The following is a 17,315-nucleotide window of genomic DNA, read 5'->3' on the forward strand; positions in this document are numbered from 1 at the left end:
GTGATGGCGCGAAACCCTGCGACCAGCCTCAAAGATGTCGCCTTGGCGGCAGGCGTTTCAGTTGCGACCGTATCGCGGCTTCTGAACGGCACGCTGGAGCTGCCGCCAGAAACGAAAGCGCGCATCGAGGCCGCGATCCGTGAACTCAATTACGTGCCCAATCCCCATGCCAGACGTTTGAGCCGAGGGCGCTCGGACACGATCGGCCTTGTCGTTCCTGATATTGGAAACCCGTTTTTCGGCATGCTCGTTGCGGCCGTGGAAGAAGAAGCCGACAGGCGAGGACTTGCCCTTTCGCTTTTCGCCACGCTGAACCGTACGGGTCGGGAATTGTCCTATCTTCGTCTGCTTGCCCGCAATCATGTCGATGGGCTCGTTTTCATCACGAACCACCCCAATACCGATGAACTGGCGGAGCTGATCAATACCACCGGAAAGGTCGTGGTGGTCGATGAAGACGTGCCCGGCGCCACCGTGCCGAAACTCTTCTGCGACAATGAGCAGGGCGGTCGTCTGGCTGGCGCGCATCTGGCTATGCATGGGCATAAACATGTCCTTTATGTCGGAGGACCAGAGGACATGATCAGTACGGAGCGTCGTTTTCGCGGTCTAAAATCTGCTCTCACCGAGCGGGTGGCGGAGGCAGAGCTTTCGATTTCCAGATATTGCGGCGCATATACAGTGGAATTTGGCCGGGCTGCCGCGCGCCGCTTTCTGGATGAGGGGCGCCCGGCAACGGCTGTTTTCGCCAGTTCGGACGAAATCGCCATCGGCTTCATCGAAGTTCTGCGATCCGAAGGCGTGCGTATCCCGCAAGATGTGTCGATGATCGGTTTCGATGATGTCGGACCGCTGCATCTGTTTGCCCCGCCGCTCACCGCCATTCGCCAGCCTGTCAGCGCCATTGGCCAACGCGCCCTGTCGCTTTTGCTCGAAACCAATTGGGACCAGGAACCTCCTTTGCTGTCAGAGGAGCTATTGCCCGTCGAAATCGTCGTGCGTGAATCCGTTGCGCCGCCCGCGATCAAATAAAAAGCAACGAAACCAACAGAGGAAGAACGATAATGCTGAATTTTAAACGTCGATATTTTTCCGCAGCGCTCGCTGCGACCGTTCTTGCCGGCGCGACCCTGTCTGCCGGTCTTGCCACCGCCGCCGAAAAAACAATCGCCTTGGTGCAGATCAACCAGCAGGCGCTGTTTTTCAACCAGATGAATGAAGGCGCGGAAAAGGCCGCCAAGGAAGCCGGCGTCAAGCTGGTGATCTTCAACGCCAACAATGATCCCGCCGCCCAGAACAGCGCGATCGAGACCTATATCCAGCAGAAGGTGGACGGCATTGCCGTGGTCGCCATCGATGTCAACGGTATCATGCCGGCCGTAAAGCAGGCTGCTGCCGCCAATATTCCCGTCGTCGCGATTGACGCCATTTTGCCGGAAGGGCCGCAAAAAGCGCAGATCGGCGTCGACAATGGCAAGGCGGGCGCCGACATGGGGCAATTTTTCCTCGACTACGTGAAGTCGGACATGGGCGACAAGGCAAAGATCGGCGTCGTCGGCGCGCTGAACTCCTTCATCCAGAACATCCGCCAGAAGGGCTTTGAAGACACGATCAAGGATAAGTCCGGCATCACGACGGCTGGCGTCGTCGATGGCCAGAACGTTCAGGACACCGCACTGTCGGCAGCGGAAAACCTCATCACCGGCAATCCTGATATGACCGCAATTTATGCCACGGGTGAACCGGCTCTTCTTGGAGCGGTCGCCGCCGTTGAAAGCCAGAGCAAGCAGAAAGACATCAAGGTGTTTGGCTGGGACCTGACCAAACAGGCGATTGCCGGCATCGATGCGGGTTATGTCGCAGGCGTCATCCAGCAGGATCCTTCCGCCATGGGTGCAGCGGCGGTCAAGGCGCTCAAGACCGTCTCCGACGGCGGCACCGTTGAAAAGACCATCGCCGTGCCGGTTACCATCGTCACCAAGGCCAACGTCGAACCCTACCGCGCGGTCTTCAAATGATTGCGGCCGGACAGCACACAGGCGCTGTCGACGGCGCCGGGGGAGATCTTCTCTCCCGGCAGCCCGACCGTGAAGCGCGTATCTCCCTGCGCAATATCCGCAAGACATTCGGCTCGCATCAGGCGCTTCGCGGCGTCGATCTCGATATCTTCCCCGGCGAGTGCCTCGGTCTCGTCGGCGACAATGCGGCCGGTAAATCCACCCTCACCAAGGTGATTTCCGGCACCTACATACCCGATGAAGGCACGATCACGATGGAAGGCGAAGCCATTCGCTTTTCAGGCCCCGCCGATGCTCGTAACCGCAACATTGAAATGGTCTTTCAGGATCTGAGCCTCTGCGACCACATCGACGTCGTCGGCAATCTCTTCCTCGGACGCGAGATTACCAGGGGGCCGTTTCTCGACCGGCCAACCATGCTTTCGGAAGCCCGCAAGATGCTGGATGCGCTGGAAATCCGCATTCCGCGTCTCACCGCGAAGGTGGAAAAACTGTCCGGTGGCCAGCGGCAGGCAATCGCCATCGCGCGGGCGGCCTCTTTCAATCCCAAGGTCCTGATCATGGACGAGCCGACATCCGCGCTCGCCGTTGCGGAGGTGGAAGCGGTGCTTTCGCTCATCAATCGCGTCAAGGCGAAGGGCGTGTCGGTCATTCTCATCACCCACCGTCTTCAGGATCTCTTTCGGGTCTGTGACCGCATCGCCGTCATGTATGAGGGCACCAAGGTGGCGGAGCGCCAGATCAACGACACCAGCCTTGAGGATCTCGTAAGACTGATCGTGGGAGGGCAACGTCATTGACCGTCTATACTGAACGCGCCAAAGGCTCACCGCTTTCGGACTTTTTTGCCGAAAATGCGCAGGTGCTTTCCATCGCGGCCTTTTTTGCCCTCTGCCTGGTGTTCTTCTCCGCGACGACGGATACGTTTCTGACGGCCGGCAATCTTCTGAACGTCGTCCGTCAGGCCGCACCTATCCTGATCGTCTCCGTCGCGATGACATTCGTCATCATCACCGGCGGTATCGATCTGTCCGTCGGCTCCATGGTTGCCCTGATCAATGCCGTCGGGGCGATCCTTCTTGCAGCCGGCTACCCCTGGCCGCTGGTTGTCGTCGCCATGCTCGTGCTCGGCGGCGGCCTTGGCCTCGTGCAGGGCTGGTTCATTGCCTATCAGGGCATTCCAGCCTTCATCGTCACGCTTGCCGGCCTCTCCATCCTGCGCGGCGTTGCCCTCTATATCACGCAGGGTTATTCCGTGCCGATACCGGAAGCACCCGGTTTCTTTTACCTCGGGCGGGGTGATTTCCTCGGCATGCCTGTGCCCGCCCTGATCGGCGTCGTCGTCACCGTGATTGCCTATATCGTTCTTTCGAGCACCCGATATGGTCGTCGCGTCGTGGCCGTCGGTTCCAATCCCGAAGCGGCGCGCCGTGTGGGAATGCCCGCCAAATGGATTCTCGCCTCCGTCTATCTGGCTGCGGGCGTGGCCTCGGCCATTGCCGGCCTGATGATTGCGGCGCGGCTGGGGTCTGGATCCTCGAATGCCGCAGTCGGGTTCGAGCTTCAGGTGGTGGCGGCCGTGGTTCTGGGCGGCACATCGCTGATGGGCGGCCGAGGCACCATTCTCGGCACGGTGCTGGGCACCATGACCATCGCCGCGATCGGCAACGGTCTGATCCTCATGCACATCTCTCCCTTCTTCACCCAGATCGTGACGGGCGCCATCATCCTTGCCGCAATCTGGCTCAATACGCGCATCTTCACCGCGAACTTCCGCCTGGGCGCGAAGAGAAAGGGCTGATGCGATGACCACGGAACTGTCTGAAGGACATATCCGGTCGGGAAAGGTCATGACCGTGCGCGGCGCAATCGCTGCGGATCAACTCGGCGTCACGCTGATGCACGAGCACATCCTCAACGATTGCCGTTGCTGGTGGCACGCCCCCAAGACACCGGAGCGGCAATATCTTGCCGAGGGATTCGTCTGCATGGAAATCCTCGGCGAGCTGCGTCAGGATCCCTTCGTCAACAAGCACAATATTACGCTTGACGACGAACCGCTGGCGATTGCGGAACTGAAGGATTTCGCCACGGCCGGTGGACAGACGGTTGTTGAGCCGACCTGTCAGGGTATCGGCAGAAATCCCTTGGCGCTGCGCAGGATTTCAGAGGCAACCCGGCTCAATATCGTCATGGGGGCGGGTTATTACCTTGCGTCCTCTCACCCCGAAAAGGTGGCCGGGCTGACGGTCGAAGCCATAGCCGACGAGATCGTGCACGAGGCGCTCCACGGTGTCGATGGGACCGATGTCCGCATCGGCCTGATCGGCGAAATCGGTGTTTCCGCGGATTTCACGGCAGCGGAGGAAAAATCCCTGCGGGGAGCGGCGCAGGCGCATGTTCGCACCGGCCTGCCCCTGATGGTTCATCTGCCGGGATGGCTGCGGCTGGGGCATAAGGTTCTCGACATCGTCGCGGAGCAAGGTGCGGATCTGAACCACACCGTTCTTTGCCATATGAACCCTTCCCACGCGGATCTTACCTACCAGAGCGAACTGGCAGGCCGCGGCGCCTTTATCGAATATGACATGATCGGCATGGATTTTTTCTATGCCGACCAGCAGGTGCAGTGCCCCAGCGACGAGGATGCCGCCCGTTCGATTGTCACGCTGGCGGAGGGCGGTTACCTCGACCGCATTCTGCTTTCCCACGACGTCTTCCTGAAAATGATGCTGACGCGATATGGCGGCAATGGCTACGCCTATATTCTCAAGCACTTCCTGCCGCGCCTGAAGCGGCACGGGCTCGACGACGCCACCCTTCAAACCCTCATGCGGGATAATCCGCGCTCGGTCTTCCAGGCAAAGACCTGACGAAACTATGGAAATGGAAAGATCATGACAAAAAAAGTGCTCCTCGTCGGTGAAAGCTGGGTCAGCTCCGCCACCCACTACAAGGGCTTCGATCAATTTGGCAGCGTGACGTTTCACCTCGGTGCCGAGCCGCTGGTGAAAGCGCTAGACGGCAGCGAATATGAGCTGACTTACATGACAGCCCATGATGCGGTGGAAAAGTTCCCCTTCGAGATGGCCGGGCTAGACGCGTATGACGTCATCATTCTCTCGGATATCGGTGCGAATTCGCTCCTGCTGCCACCCGCCGTCTGGCTGCAATCCAAGACCGTGCCGAACCGGTTGAAGCTCATCAAGGCATGGGTGGAAAAGGGCGGTGGCCTGCTGATGGTCGGCGGCTATTTTTCCTTCCAGGGCATCGACGGCAAGGCGCGCTGGCGTCGCACGCCGGTGGAAGACACCCTTCCCGTTACCTGCCTTCAGTGGGACGACCGTGTGGAAATTCCGGAGGGCTCGACAGCCGATATTCTTAAACCCGACCATCCGACCGTCGCAGGCCTTTCCGGCAAATGGCCGCTTCTGCTGGGGGTGAACGAGGTCGAGGTGCGTGACCGCGCCGATGTCGAGGTGGTTGCCCGGCTGCCGGAAGATCAGGGTTCCCATCCTTTGCTCGTCACCGGACGTTTCGGCCAGGGCCGCACGGCCGCATGGACCTCGGACATCGGCCCCCACTGGCTCTCTCCCGCCTTCTGCGAGTGGGACGGCTATGGGCGCCTGTGGAAGAACATTCTCGGCTGGCTGACGGAAAAGCCGTGATCGGCAGGCTCAGGCCCGCAGGATGGTTGTCAGTTCTTCATGGCTGGGAAAGGCGTCCTGCGTGCCACGGCGGCCGACCGTGATGGCTGCGGCCCTCGCGGCATCCTCAAGGGCACGCGTATCCACGGCGACGCCGCGACGCGTGGCGGAGGCGAGCGCAACACCCGCGAAGCAATCGCCGGCACCCGTGGTGTCGACAATCGTGGCGGGCGCGGCCAGCACCTCGATTGCACCATTGGCAGACACGAGCACGCAGCCCTGTCCGCCGAGTGTGACGACAACGAGGCCGACGCCGGCCCGCAGCAGAAAAGCGCCGGCCGCAGCGCCACTCTCGCCTGATAGCACCTCTGCCTCGATGCGATTGAGGACGGCGATATCGATGAGCGGCAGGAGGCTTGCGAACCAGGGTTGCAGGGGCGAAGGATTGAAGGCAGTCGTCAGCCCCTTTGATCTCGCCGCATGGAGAATGGCGAGGGTTGTTTCTTCCGATAGATTGCCCTGCAGGACAACGAGGTCACCCGATACGGCATCACCGAGTGCCTCCAGGGCCGCGTCTTTATCAAGCGCTGCGGCTGCCGACCGGGTGGTGATGATCGAGTTTTCGCCGTCCGGGGTCGTCAGAATGATGGAAATATCGCTACTGGTGCTGTCGACGGGAATGAGTTTTGGTGTCAGGCGTTCGCGGGCAAGCGCTTCTCTGATCGCAACGGCGCGGTCATCCCTGCCGACGGCGGCGACCAGCGTGGTTTCGACGCCGCACCGCGAAAGAACGATGGCTTGGTTGCAGCCTTTGCCACCCAGACTGCGCGAGGCCTGCTCGCCGAAGATTGAAGCGCCTGCCTCGGGCAGCGCGGCAATGGAATAGGTTTCATCAAGTGCGATATTGCCGATAACAAAGGCGCGCATGGAGAACTTTCGAAAGGGACTGAAATGCAGACCATATCCGACAATGCGGCCAATGCTATCAAGGAAATTTTCGGTCGAAGCAAGGCGCTGATCGGCATGATCCATTGCCCGGCCTTTCCCGGAGCGCCGCGTTATCGCAACGCGAGCATGGATGCCATCTACGATGCGTGCATGCGCGATGCCGAACGGCTTGTCGAAGGTGGCATGCACGGTCTGATGATCGAAAACCATGGCGACGTGCCGTTTTCCAAGCCCGACGATATCGGGCCGGAAACCTCGGCTTTCATGAGCGTTGTGACAGACCGTATCGTTCGCGCCGCCGGCGTTCCCGTTGGCGTCAACGTGCTGGCCAATGCCCCCATTCCTGCCTTCGCCATCGCCATGGCGGGCGGGGCAAAGTTCATCCGTGTCAATCAATGGGCCAATGCCTATGTGGCCAATGAGGGTTTCATGGAGGGGCGTGCAGCCGAGGCGATGCGCTACCGTTCGTTGCTGCGGGCAGAGCACATAAAGGTTTTTGCCGACAGCCATGTCAAGCATGGCGCCCACGCCATCACGGCGGATCGTAGCATTGATGAACTGACTCGCGACCTTGCCTTCTTCGACGCCGACGGGGTCATCGCCACGGGCCAGCGCACCGGCAACAGCGCGACCCTGGAAGAAATCGAGGAAATCGGTGCGGCAACACATTTGCCGCTGCTGGTTGGGTCGGGTGTCAATGAAGGCAATATCGTCGACATCCTCAAACGCACCAGCGGCGTGATCGTGGCCTCATCGCTGAAGGAAGGCGGTGTCTGGTGGAACCCGGTCGAACTGTCCCGGGTACGTTCTTTCGTTGCAGCGGCTCATAGCGGCCTCGATGGCTGAGAAGGAGACAGCAATGGCAAAACTTTCGATCAACGGCGAGAGACTGCTGGCAAATCTTGATCGATTTGCGGCGATCGGCGCGACTGAAAAGGGCGGCGTCAACCGGCAGGCATTGACCGGACTGGATCGAGAGGCGAGACGACTGCTGGCGAAACTCGCCATTGATCGGGGGTTTTCCGTGTTTCAGGATCCCCTTGCCAATCTTTTCATTCGCAGGAGTGGCCGCGACGAGAGCCTTGCACCGCTTCTGATCGGCAGCCATCTGGATAGCCAGCCGTCAGGCGGCCGGTTTGATGGAGCGCTGGGAACGCTTTCGGCATTCGAGGTTCTCGAAACGCTCGAAGATTTCGGAATCGATACGGAGCGCCCCATTGAGGTGGTCGCCTTCACCAATGAGGAAGGCTGCCGCTTCGCTCCCGGCTGCATGGGTTCCATGGCTTTTGCTTCCGGTAATATCCCCGACAACTGGCTTCATCTTGTGGCAACGGATGACGGCGCCGGTTTTGCAGGTGAGCTTGACGCCACCCTGAAAAGCCTGCCGGAAGCGACCATGCGCGATCTTGGTTTTCCGGTCTTTGCTTTTGTCGAGGTGCATATAGAGCAGGGTCCATCCCTTGAAAAACAGGGCATTCCCATCGGGATTGTGACGGGCATACAGGGCACACGCTGGCTGAAGGTGTCAATCACCGGCCAGACCGCCCATGCAGGCACAACAGCCTTGGCATACAGACGCGATCCCTTTCATGCTGCGGTCAATGCACTGGGATCGCTTTTCCCCGCCATGATGCCGCAGGATCCTGCGGCCCGGTTCACCGTCGGCCGAATGGCGTTGCAACCTGGCGCCGTCAATGCCATTCCACAATCCGTGACTTTTACCGTCGATATCAGGCATCCATCATCAGAAACGCTCGCCAAGATGGAGAGCAAAATCCGCGCGATCGTGCACGAAGCTGCGACGGGCCAAAAGTGCGACGCGAAGATTGAACAGATATTCGACATGTCACCCGCGAATTTCCAGGATAGCATCGTCTCGGCATTGGACCGCGCTGCGCGGGAGCGTGGTTTTCCGACCGAACGCATGTTGTCGGGCGCATTTCACGATGCACTTTTTATGAATAGGGTCGCCCCATCAGCCATGATTTTTGTTCCGTGCCGCGATGGTCTCAGTCATAACGAGGCAGAACATGTTGAACCTGAACATAGCATGGCGGGATGCGACATGCTTTTAGCTTCGGTTCTTCAAATCCTGCCATTGGTCACCTTCGAAGACCCTGGGCAGGATACGTGCACATGACCCGATCAGTTTGCTGCGTCAAACGCCAAGGACAACGACCAGGCCGAGGAAATCAAGACAGATGTGCTGCCCGAACCGCGTTGCCGTCTGATCCGGCTCGCCGAGGTCAAGGCGCAGATTGGCTACAAGCGCCGTCCCGGTATCTATGGCGGCAGGCCGAAGGCGGCAACGAACTTCGAATCTATTCAGACGGTCCATCGCTTCGATGACAACCACGACCGTCCACTCCATTTATCAACAAATACCCAAATAAAAAGCCGGCTGCAGAGCCGGCTTTTTTACACGTTACCATAGCGGACGTTTACGCCGCCGAGCGGGCGTTGGCGATAACGCCGACGAGATCGTTGACGATCTGTTCCACCTTCGCACTGTCGTCGCCTTCCGCCATGACGCGGATCAGCGGTTCCGTACCCGAAGGGCGAATGACGAGACGGCCATTATTGGCCAATGCGCTTTCCGCATCCGCAATTGCCTGCTGCACAACAGGGTTTTCGAGCGGTTTGCCGCCGGAAATCCGCACATTCTTCAAAAGCTGCGGCACAGGCTCGAACTTGCGACAGACTTCGCTGACCGTGCGGCCCGAGCGCTTGACCTTGGCGAGAACCTGCAAGGCCGCGACAAGGCCATCGCCCGTCGTGCCATAGTCCGACAGGACGATATGGCCGGACTGCTCGCCGCCGACGTTGAAGTTGTGGTTGCGCATGTGCTCGACGACATACCGGTCGCCCACCTTGGTGCGGGCAAGGGTAAGGCCCTTGTCGCCCAGAAAGCGTTCCAGCCCGAGGTTAGACATGACGGTCGCGACAATGCCGCCGCCGCGCAGCATGTTGTCGGCAGCCCAGCTATCGGCGATGACAGCCATGAGCTGATCACCGTCGACGATCTCGCCGCGCTCGTCGACGATGATGACGCGGTCCGCATCGCCATCGAGCGCGATGCCGATATCGGCCCGCACCTCGTGCACCTTTTTCTGCAGGGCTTCAGGATGGGTGGAGCCGCATTCGAGATTGATATTGATGCCGTTCGGCTCATTGCCGATAGTGACGACTTCCGCGCCGAGTTCCCAGAGCGCAGCGGGCGCCACCTTGTAGGCCGCGCCATTGGCGCAGTCGATGGCGATCCGCAGACCGCTCAGCGTCACGTCGCGTGGCAAGGTGCGCTTGACGAATTCGATATAACGATAAATGTCGCCGTCCACACGCTTGGCACGGCCGATCTCGCTCGGCTTGCCAAGCTGCGCATAGATATCCTTGTCGAGAAGATCCTCTATCTCCAGTTCCAGCTCATCGGAGAGCTTGTAGCCATCCGGTCCGAAAAGCTTGATGCCGTTGTCGGAGAACGGATTGTGCGAGGCCGAGATCATCACGCCGATATCGGCGCGCAGCGAGCGGGTCAACATGGCGACGGCCGGAGTGGGAATGGGCCCGAGCAGGAAGACATCGAGACCGGCGGCGGTGAAACCGGCGACCAGCGCGTTCTCCAGCATGTAGCCGGAAAGGCGCGTATCCTTGCCGATGACGACGCGATGGCGGTGATGGCCACGACGGAATATCGTCCCGACCGCAATGCCCACACGCATCGCCAGATCAGGCGTCATGGGGAATACGTTCGATTGTCCGCGGATACCATCGGTTCCGAAATAACGGCGTGCCATTTAAACTCCAAATCTTTTCCAGCATTCCGGCAAAAGCTGAAAACAGCCGGAAGCGTTTTTGGCTAGATGCCACAAACCACGACAAACAGCACGTAAATTACCGCAAAAATGGCTTATATCTTGTTACCAAAATGAAAAGGCCACCCGGAAACCCGGATGGCCTTTTACAATTCTCAGCTTGCGCGCACGATCAATGCGGCTGCGGCTCCATGCCGCCTTCGGCCTCGCCGTCGCCTTTTGTTTCACCATCGGGCTTCGCTTCGCTGGGACCGTCCTTCTTGGCGCCGGCTTTCGGCACCGCCGAACCACGGCTGCCGGGAGAATCGTCACCCAGATCGCGCGCGGGCTTCTCACCCCTCAGCAGCGCCTTGATCTCGTCACCCGTCAGGGTCTCATATTCGAGAAGACCCTCGGCAATAGCGACAAAGCCATCGTGGTTGTCCGTGAGGATACGCCGTGCTTCCGTGTAAGCCTCGTCGATCAGGCGGCGAACTTCCGTATCGATGGTCTGGGCAGTCGCCTCGGAGACGTTCTTCGACTGCGAGACGGAATGGCCGAGGAAGACTTCCTGCTGATTTTCACCATAGGACACCTGGCCGAGAGCATCGGAGAAGCCCCATTGCGTGACCATCGCGCGGGCAAGCTTGGTGGCCTGCTCGATATCGGAAGATGCGCCCGATGTGATGTTCTCCTTGCCGAAGGTCAATTCTTCAGCAACGCGGCCACCCATCATGATGACGAGACGCGACACCATCCACTTGTAGCTCATGGAATAGCGGTCGCCTTCCGGCAGCTGCATGACCATGCCGAGCGCACGGCCGCGCGGGATGATCGTCGCCTTGTGCAACGGATCGGCCACGGCAACCTTGAGTGCGGTGATGGCATGGCCCGCTTCGTGATAGGCGGTCAGCTTCTTTTCGGCCTCGGTCATGGCGGAAGAGCGGCGCTCCGCACCCATCATGATCTTATCCTTGGCGTCTTCGAATTCCTGCATGGTGACGACGCGCTTGTTGCGGCGGGCAGCCATAAGGGCGGCTTCGTTGACGAGGTTCATCAGATCCGCACCCGAGAAACCAGGGGTACCGCGGGCCAGAACCTTGAGGTCGACATTCGGCGCCAGCGGCACGTTGCGGATATGCACCTTAAGAATGCGCTCGCGGCCGACAATATCCGGGTTCGGCACGACGACCTGACGGTCGAAACGGCCAGGACGCAGAAGTGCGGGGTCGAGAACGTCGGGACGGTTGGTGGCAGCGATCAGGATAATGCCCTCATTCGCCTCGAAACCGTCCATCTCGACCAGCAGCTGGTTCAGCGTCTGTTCGCGCTCGTCGTTACCGCCGCCGAGGCCAGCGCCGCGATGGCGGCCGACGGCGTCGATTTCGTCGATGAAGATGATGCAGGGCGCGTTCTTCTTGGCCTGTTCGAACATGTCACGCACACGGCTCGCGCCGACGCCGACAAACATTTCCACGAAATCCGAACCCGAAATCGTGAAGAACGGGACGTTGGCTTCACCGGCGACGGAACGCGCGAGAAGCGTCTTACCCGTACCGGGAGGTCCGACGAGCAGCACGCCGCGCGGAATTTTACCGCCGAGACGCTGGAACTTCTGCGGATCACGCAAAAATTCCACGATTTCCTCGAGGTCCTGCTTGGCTTCGTCCACACCTGCAACGTCATCAAACGTCACGCGGCCATGGGCTTCCGTCAGGAGCTTGGCCTTGGACTTGCCAAAGCCCATCGCACCACGCGAACCGCCCTGCATCTGCCGCATGAAGAACAGCCAGACGCCAAGAATGAGGAACATCGGCAGAAGCGTGCCGAGATAGCTCAGGAAACCGGAGGAACCATCACTTTCGGGACGCGCCACGATGGTCACGTTCTTGCTCTGCAAGCGCTCCATCAGGCTGTCGTCGATGACGGGGGAATAGGTCTGAAAGGCCGTGCCGTTTTCGGTGTAGGTTCCAAGAACCCGGTTACCGGTGACGGTCACGTCGCGAACTCGCCCGGAATCCACATCGCGAAGAAACTGGGAATACGGAATTTCCCGCGAACCCGTTTGCGTCGGCGACGTCTGGAACATGCTGAACAACGCGATCAGCAGCAGGGCGATCACGGCCCACAAGGCGAAATTTCTGAAATTTGGGTTCATCGAACTCCCCGAACTCACACGGACATATCTGCTGCCCGCCATTATGTGCCCCTAACATAAGGACGACATATGCCGTTGCCAAGGCAAAGCGCATTTTCTGATGCGTTTTGGTGTAAAAACTATTCCATGGCAATTCACGAAAAAGAGGCCGGATTTAAACCGGGGGCTGTGGATATGCGGCGCGCCCGAATAAATTGGCGATTGCGTTCGCCAACTCAAGGTCGAAACGCGGTAGGAAAAGATCGAAAGGCGCAAGCCTCGGCGTGATGGTGACGGTCTCCACCCACGAAACCGGCCCGTCGGCCGCTACGGCAATTTGCGGCAGGCCCGCCATTGCCTGTTTCGCCACGCCAACAGGTACTGACGGAAAAAGTGCGGCGGCTTCCGCAGCATTGCTCGCTCTGCGCGCTTTGACATGCACTGGAAAAGCCGATCCGTTCTTTACGAAGAAACGATCGTCCCACAGCATCTGTTCGTATGCGCCAATATGAAGCTCTGGCAGGCTTCGCTGCTCGCGGAACATATAAAGTCCGTCCCGCCGGCGATCGAGCAGGACGCGACCAACCGTCAACCGCCCGTTTTCAGCCTTATCGAGGAACCGCAAAACGCGCTCGAAGCTGCTTGCGGCCGGAAAATATGCCCTTCCGCCAAGGGTTGCGATCAGCGTCGCCAGCCCATGCCGGAACGCGGGAAGATCGGGATTGACACTATCGCCGGGCAATCTGGCGAGCGCAGCATGAAAGACCTGTGTGTGGCCGCGCAGGAAAGCGGCCGTTGTTTCGGAAAGCGCCTGCCTTTTGAAAGAGGTTTCCGCATCGATCCGGACGGGAGAGACGAGAAGCGTCTGCCGTACACGCACTCTCTCATATCGGGTGTTCTCATTGCTCGGATCGTCAAACCAGCCGCGTGAGCGGGAAGACACATAGTCGCGGATCGCCTGCCTCTCACACCTCAGGAACGGCCGCATGACCCAGTGACGGCCATCGTATAAGACCGCATCCGCCATGCCGGAGAGACCAAGATTGTCAGAACCGCCGTTCCGGGCGGCGCGCATCGCCACGGTTTCGCGCTGGTCGCCGATTGTATGTCCAGTCACGACAAGATCAGCGCCGGTCTCGCGGGCGACCTCGGCAATCAGGCGGTAGCGGGCAAGCCGGGAGGCTTCGGAAAGGCCTGAGACCGGTTTGTCGCCCCCCCATCGGCAGATGAAATGGGGGATGCCAAGTTCGGCGCAGAGTGTCGCCACTTTGCGCGCCTCATCGGCGGATTCCGCTCTCAGCGCGTGGTCGACGGTGACGGCGGAAAGGTGTAACCGTTCCTGACCCATCTCCGCCGCTGCCTCATGCAATGCCAGCAACAGGCCGCAGGAATCACTGCCTCCAGAGATTGCGACAAGGATATGGGCGGGCGTGTGCAGATTTTTGACAAAAGACCTCGCCGCCGCGAGCGGCGCAACAGTCTTTTCGCTCAGAATGCGGGCGTCAACCGGCATGGAAATACCCGCCATGACAGGGAAAAATCAGCAGCTCAGGCGCTTCTGTTCGCTGGCAACCTTGTTCAGCACGGTCTTCGAGGCACTGGGATAACGCTTCGGCACCTCGCGCAGCGTGGCGCAGGCGGTTTCGGTATTGTCGAGAGCGGCAAGCGACATGCCGAGCTTCATCAGCATTTCCGGCGCCTTCGGAGATTTGCCGTAGGCCTGATGGCCGTTCAGGAAGGTTTTTGCGGCCTCATTGAATTTGCCCTGAGAATATTGCGCCTCGCCTAACCAGAAGCTCGCATCCGCGGCCTTCGCGCCCTTGGGATAACCCTGCAGATATTGCTGGAACCCCTGTTCCGCCAGCTTGTAGTCACCCGAAAGAACATGGCCGTAAGCGGCCTGATAGATATCGCCTTCACTGGTAAGCGCGGCCGTATTCACCGGATCGGTCTTGCGCTGGCTATTGCCCGTGTTGACGCCTGGAAGGCTGGCGGAGGAATTGTTTGCACCCTGATTCAACGTGCCGCCAACCGGCATTCCCTTGGAATCGAGTTCAATCGAGCCGAGCGTCGTCTCACCCGGCGCGCCTGTCGGAGCACTGGAGGGAGCAGACGGAGAAACGGAAGCGCCACCCTCGGGTGGCGTTTCGATGATCGTTGCAACGTCGTCGGTCGGCGGCGTGGCCGGATTGACCGGACTGGCTTCAGCCTTCTTTTTCGGCGCAGCGGTCGGGCTTGCACCCTTGCCGCTTTCCAGTTCCTGGAAGCGGAACTCATTGTCTTCCTGTGCTTTGCGGATCGTCTCCTGCATCTGCAGAAGCTGGAAGCTCATTTCCTCGATACGGCCGTTGAGCTGCCGGATCTGTTCTTCAAGCTGCTGAACCCGATAGGCTTCATTGGCTTGAACCCGGACGACCGGGGGCTGCTGAGAGTTGATCGTGCCGAAGCTACCCCCCGCACCGAACAGCGGACCCGAAACGGCGATGCCGCTCAAGCCGGTGCAGGCTGCAAGCCCCAGCATTCCCGCCACGACAAGTTTCTTCATCTCATTCGTCCTGCCTTAACTGATTTGCACCGGAATGGCGCAAGCCGGATTTTTTCCATATCAACCGAAAAAGCAACTTAACTTCGGCCAAACTATGAAAAAAACAAAAGGCGGCCCGAAGGCCGCCTTTCATTCTCGTTCACAATAACGTCAGGCCATTACATGCCCGCGCCACCGAGAACCGTCACAGCACGACGGTTCTGGGACCAGCAGGAAATGTCGTCGCAAACCGCGACCGGCTTTTCCTTGCCGTAGGAGATCGTCTTCATGCGGCTGGCCGGAACCCCCTGGGAAGCCAGGAAGTCACGGGTTGCAGCCGCACGACGAGCGCCCAGCGCCAGGTTGTATTCACGCGTGCCGCGTTCGTCGGCATGGCCTTCAACGGTGATGGCGTAGTTCGGATAACGGGCCAGCCACTGGGCCTGACGCTGCAGGGTCTGCTGGGCGTCGGCGCGGATCGAAGTGGAGTCGGTGTCGAAGAAGATACGGTCGCCGACATTGACCGTGAAGTCCTGCTGGGAGCCCGGCGTTGCGGAGCCCGCGCCACCGAGGCCGAGTTCACCGGCGCTGTTCGGCATGTTCTTCTTGTTCGCGCAGCCTGCGAGAGCAAGCGCGAGCGTCATGGCGATGACAGCCGGGTTACGGGCCAGTTTCTGCATGGGGCTGAGTGCCGAAATGTGTGTACGGCTCATCGCCGGTCTCTCCTTAGGATTTCAATAACGTTGCCGGACACTAACTGATCGCGGTTAATAGCCGGCAAACGCTTATGGTTAACAGAAAGGAAATGTCCCACCTTTTGCTCCCTCACAACACTTTGCGGCAAGAAAGAGGCGCACTTCCCCATCGTATCAAGTAAAACATGACGGCGCCGGTTCATACCGACGCCGTCATGGCAGTCATATCAGTCCAGAAGCGGCGACCATGCCGGATCCGAAGCGAAAGTCGGCGTCTTGATGAGCTGTTCGTTATAGCCCGTCAGGTCGATCGAATAGAGCTGCGGACCGCCCGCGCCGGCGTTCTGACGGAAGAACATCAGCACGCGACCGTTGGGCGCCCAGGTCGGACCTTCATTATGGAAGCCGCTGGTCAGGATGCGCTCGCCCGAACCGTCGGGCTTCATCACGCCGATCGAAAACTTGCCGCCCGACTGCTTGGTGAAGGCGATCAGATCGCCGCGCGGAGACCATACCGGCGTGGAATAGGAACCGTCGCCAAAGGAAACGCGCTGTTGCCCGGAACCATCGGCATTCATGATGTAGATCTGCTGGCGGCCGCCACGGTCGCTCTCGAAGGCAACACGCTGACCATCCGGCGAATAGGACGGCGCGGTATCGATAGCGGCTGTATTCGTTAGCCGCGTCGTGGTGCGCGAACGCAGGTCCATGGTGTAGATATTGGCATTGCCATCCTGCTGCAGGCTCATGATAACTTTCTGGCCATCCGGCGAAAAGCGCGGCGAGAAGGTCATGCCGGGGAAATTGCCGACAACTTCACGCTGTCCGGTTTCCAGCTGCAGCAGGTAAACGCGCGGCTGCTGGCCTTCGAAGGACATGTAGGTCACTTCCTGACGGTTCGGCGAAAAACGCGGCGTCAGAACGATATCGTTCGAATTGGTGAGGTTGCGGACGTTGAAACCGTCCTGATCCATGATCGACAGCTGGCGCTTGCGGGCCGTCTTCGGGCCGCTTTCAGAGACGAAAACGACGCGGGTATCGAAGTAGCCCTTTTCACCGGTGATGCGCTCATAGATGGCGTCGGCGATGATGTGGGCGACGCGCCGCCAATTTTCCGGCTGGGTGAAGAACTGCTGGCCGGTCATCTGCTGGCCCGCGAACGTATCCCACAGGCGGAACTCGGCGCGAAGGCGGCCATCGCTTTCACGCGTGACACGGCCGGTCACGAGCGCCTGGGCGTTGATGACCTTCCAGTCCTCGAAACGCGGCTGCTGATCCGGATTGCTGATCTTTTCAATGAAAGCGTTCTTGTTGACCGGCGCGAATAGGCCGGAGCGCTGCAGGTCGGCAGCAATCACCGCGGAAACCTGTGCGCCGATGCCGTCGCTCGACATGAAGTCGGTGATGGCAATGGGCAGCGGCTCGACATTGCCCTTGTTGATGTTGATTTCCACCCGCGCAAAAGCCGGTGCGGAGAAAACCGACATGAGGGCCGCGAAAGCGAGCACCAGCCGGATCGGCGAAAATATCTTCATGTTGCCAGGCCTTTCAGCAT

The 17,315-nt window shown here is 59.6% G+C and carries 15 protein-coding genes and 1 pseudogene; 9 read left to right on the forward strand and 7 right to left on the reverse strand.

The genetic code is table 11. The annotated features are described in order from the left end of the window. Nucleotides 1-3 precede the first annotated feature (3 nt). The 6 genes from O9X91_RS15380 to O9X91_RS15405 are packed head-to-tail and all read left to right on the forward strand — an operon-like array spanning nt 4 to nt 5,686. Nucleotides 4-1,032 (forward strand): LacI family DNA-binding transcriptional regulator, encoded by a 1,029-nt coding sequence (locus O9X91_RS15380; RefSeq protein ID WP_142914097.1) that lies wholly within the window; start codon nt 4-6, stop codon nt 1,030-1,032. Nucleotides 1,033-1,064: 32 nt separating this feature from the next. Continuing rightward, the gene (locus tag O9X91_RS15385; RefSeq protein ID WP_137411411.1) at nt 1,065-2,018 is read left to right on the forward strand and encodes an ABC transporter substrate-binding protein; all 954 of its coding nucleotides are present in this window, start codon (nt 1,065-1,067) and stop codon (nt 2,016-2,018) included. Beyond that, the gene (locus tag O9X91_RS15390; RefSeq protein WP_137411410.1) at nt 2,015-2,818 is read left to right on the forward strand and encodes an ATP-binding cassette domain-containing protein; all 804 of its coding nucleotides are present in this window, start codon (nt 2,015-2,017) and stop codon (nt 2,816-2,818) included. The genes O9X91_RS15385 and O9X91_RS15390 overlap by 4 nt, the downstream gene beginning before the upstream one ends. Continuing rightward, on the forward strand, nt 2,815-3,819 hold the full coding sequence (locus O9X91_RS15395; protein ID WP_142914098.1) for an ABC transporter permease: 1,005 nt from the start codon (nt 2,815-2,817) through the stop codon (nt 3,817-3,819). The genes O9X91_RS15390 and O9X91_RS15395 overlap by 4 nt, the downstream gene beginning before the upstream one ends. A 4-nt stretch (nt 3,820-3,823) precedes the next feature. Further along, nucleotides 3,824-4,891, forward strand: coding sequence for a phosphotriesterase family protein (locus O9X91_RS15400; protein ID WP_142914099.1), 1,068 nt, complete (start codon nt 3,824-3,826; stop codon nt 4,889-4,891). Nucleotides 4,892-4,915: 24 nt separating this feature from the next. Beyond that, complete coding sequence (locus O9X91_RS15405; RefSeq protein WP_269834069.1) at nt 4,916-5,686, forward strand: glutamine amidotransferase; 771 nt, start codon at nt 4,916-4,918, stop codon at nt 5,684-5,686. Between the two features lie 9 nt (nt 5,687-5,695). On the opposite strand, the gene O9X91_RS15410 is transcribed toward O9X91_RS15405, so the two are convergent. Then, complete coding sequence (locus O9X91_RS15410) at nt 5,696-6,592, reverse strand: ribokinase (protein WP_142914101.1); 897 nt, start codon at nt 6,590-6,592, stop codon at nt 5,696-5,698. 24 nt (nt 6,593-6,616) lie between these two features. Here O9X91_RS15410 and O9X91_RS15415 point away from each other — a divergent pair, with 24 nt between their 5' ends. The 3 genes and pseudogenes from O9X91_RS15415 to O9X91_RS23940 form a co-directional block, all read left to right on the forward strand. Continuing rightward, a complete protein-coding gene (locus tag O9X91_RS15415; RefSeq protein ID WP_142914102.1) occupies nt 6,617-7,459 on the forward strand; it encodes a BtpA/SgcQ family protein in 843 nt (280 codons plus the stop codon). A gap of 13 nt (nt 7,460-7,472) precedes the next feature. Next, on the forward strand, nt 7,473-8,753 hold the full coding sequence (locus O9X91_RS15420; RefSeq protein ID WP_142914103.1) for a Zn-dependent hydrolase: 1,281 nt from the start codon (nt 7,473-7,475) through the stop codon (nt 8,751-8,753). A 58-nt stretch (nt 8,754-8,811) separates the two neighbouring features. After that, a pseudogene (locus O9X91_RS23940) lies at nt 8,812-8,927 on the forward strand (IS3 family transposase); the annotation flags it as partial. A 127-nt stretch (nt 8,928-9,054) separates the two neighbouring features. Here O9X91_RS23940 and glmM read toward each other — a convergent pair. From glmM to tolB, 6 genes are all read right to left on the reverse strand, one after another. Then, on the reverse strand, nt 9,055-10,407 hold the full coding sequence (gene glmM, locus O9X91_RS15430; protein ID WP_269834324.1) for a phosphoglucosamine mutase: 1,353 nt from the start codon (nt 10,405-10,407) through the stop codon (nt 9,055-9,057). A gap of 190 nt (nt 10,408-10,597) precedes the next feature. Then, entirely contained in the window at nt 10,598-12,562 is a 1,965-nt protein-coding gene (gene ftsH / locus O9X91_RS15435) for an ATP-dependent zinc metalloprotease FtsH (RefSeq protein ID WP_137411406.1), read from the reverse strand. A gap of 154 nt (nt 12,563-12,716) precedes the next feature. Further along, nucleotides 12,717-14,054 (reverse strand): tRNA lysidine(34) synthetase TilS, encoded by a 1,338-nt coding sequence (gene tilS, locus O9X91_RS15440; protein ID WP_077985352.1) that lies wholly within the window; start codon nt 14,052-14,054, stop codon nt 12,717-12,719. A 27-nt stretch (nt 14,055-14,081) separates the two neighbouring features. After that, complete coding sequence (gene ybgF, locus O9X91_RS15445; RefSeq protein ID WP_162520608.1) at nt 14,082-15,086, reverse strand: tol-pal system protein YbgF; 1,005 nt, start codon at nt 15,084-15,086, stop codon at nt 14,082-14,084. 158 nt (nt 15,087-15,244) lie between these two features. Continuing rightward, nucleotides 15,245-15,778 carry a peptidoglycan-associated lipoprotein Pal gene (gene pal / locus O9X91_RS15450; protein WP_077985275.1) on the reverse strand — a complete coding sequence of 178 codons (534 nt, stop codon included), beginning with the start codon at nt 15,776-15,778 and terminating at the stop codon, nt 15,245-15,247. 209 nt (nt 15,779-15,987) lie between these two features. After that, nucleotides 15,988-17,295 (reverse strand): Tol-Pal system beta propeller repeat protein TolB, encoded by a 1,308-nt coding sequence (gene tolB, locus O9X91_RS15455; RefSeq protein ID WP_137411405.1) that lies wholly within the window; start codon nt 17,293-17,295, stop codon nt 15,988-15,990. Nucleotides 17,296-17,315 lie beyond the last annotated feature (20 nt).

Source organism: Agrobacterium salinitolerans, from assembly GCF_027498475.1.
Lineage (GTDB): Bacteria > Pseudomonadota > Alphaproteobacteria > Rhizobiales > Rhizobiaceae > Agrobacterium > Agrobacterium salinitolerans.

Coding starts and splice junctions, on each gene's coding strand:
- O9X91_RS15380 (WP_142914097.1), top strand. CDS start 4: ATGGCGCGAAACCCTGCGACCAGCCTCAAAGATGTCGCCTTGGCGGCA.
- O9X91_RS15385 (WP_137411411.1), top strand. CDS start 1,065: ATGCTGAATTTTAAACGTCGATATTTTTCCGCAGCGCTCGCTGCGACC.
- O9X91_RS15390 (WP_137411410.1), top strand. CDS start 2,015: ATGATTGCGGCCGGACAGCACACAGGCGCTGTCGACGGCGCCGGGGGA.
- O9X91_RS15400 (WP_142914099.1), top strand. CDS start 3,824: ATGACCACGGAACTGTCTGAAGGACATATCCGGTCGGGAAAGGTCATG.
- O9X91_RS15405 (WP_269834069.1), top strand. CDS start 4,916: ATGACAAAAAAAGTGCTCCTCGTCGGTGAAAGCTGGGTCAGCTCCGCC.
- O9X91_RS15410 (WP_142914101.1), bottom strand. CDS start 6,592: ATGCGCGCCTTTGTTATCGGCAATATCGCACTTGATGAAACCTATTCC.
- O9X91_RS15415 (WP_142914102.1), top strand. CDS start 6,617: ATGCAGACCATATCCGACAATGCGGCCAATGCTATCAAGGAAATTTTC.
- O9X91_RS15420 (WP_142914103.1), top strand. CDS start 7,473: ATGGCAAAACTTTCGATCAACGGCGAGAGACTGCTGGCAAATCTTGAT.
- glmM (WP_269834324.1), bottom strand. CDS start 10,407: ATGGCACGCCGTTATTTCGGAACCGATGGTATCCGCGGACAATCGAAC.
- ftsH (WP_137411406.1), bottom strand. CDS start 12,562: ATGAACCCAAATTTCAGAAATTTCGCCTTGTGGGCCGTGATCGCCCTG.
- tilS (WP_077985352.1), bottom strand. CDS start 14,054: ATGCCGGTTGACGCCCGCATTCTGAGCGAAAAGACTGTTGCGCCGCTC.
- ybgF (WP_162520608.1), bottom strand. CDS start 15,086: ATGAAGAAACTTGTCGTGGCGGGAATGCTGGGGCTTGCAGCCTGCACC.
- pal (WP_077985275.1), bottom strand. CDS start 15,778: ATGAGCCGTACACACATTTCGGCACTCAGCCCCATGCAGAAACTGGCC.
- tolB (WP_137411405.1), bottom strand. CDS start 17,295: ATGAAGATATTTTCGCCGATCCGGCTGGTGCTCGCTTTCGCGGCCCTC.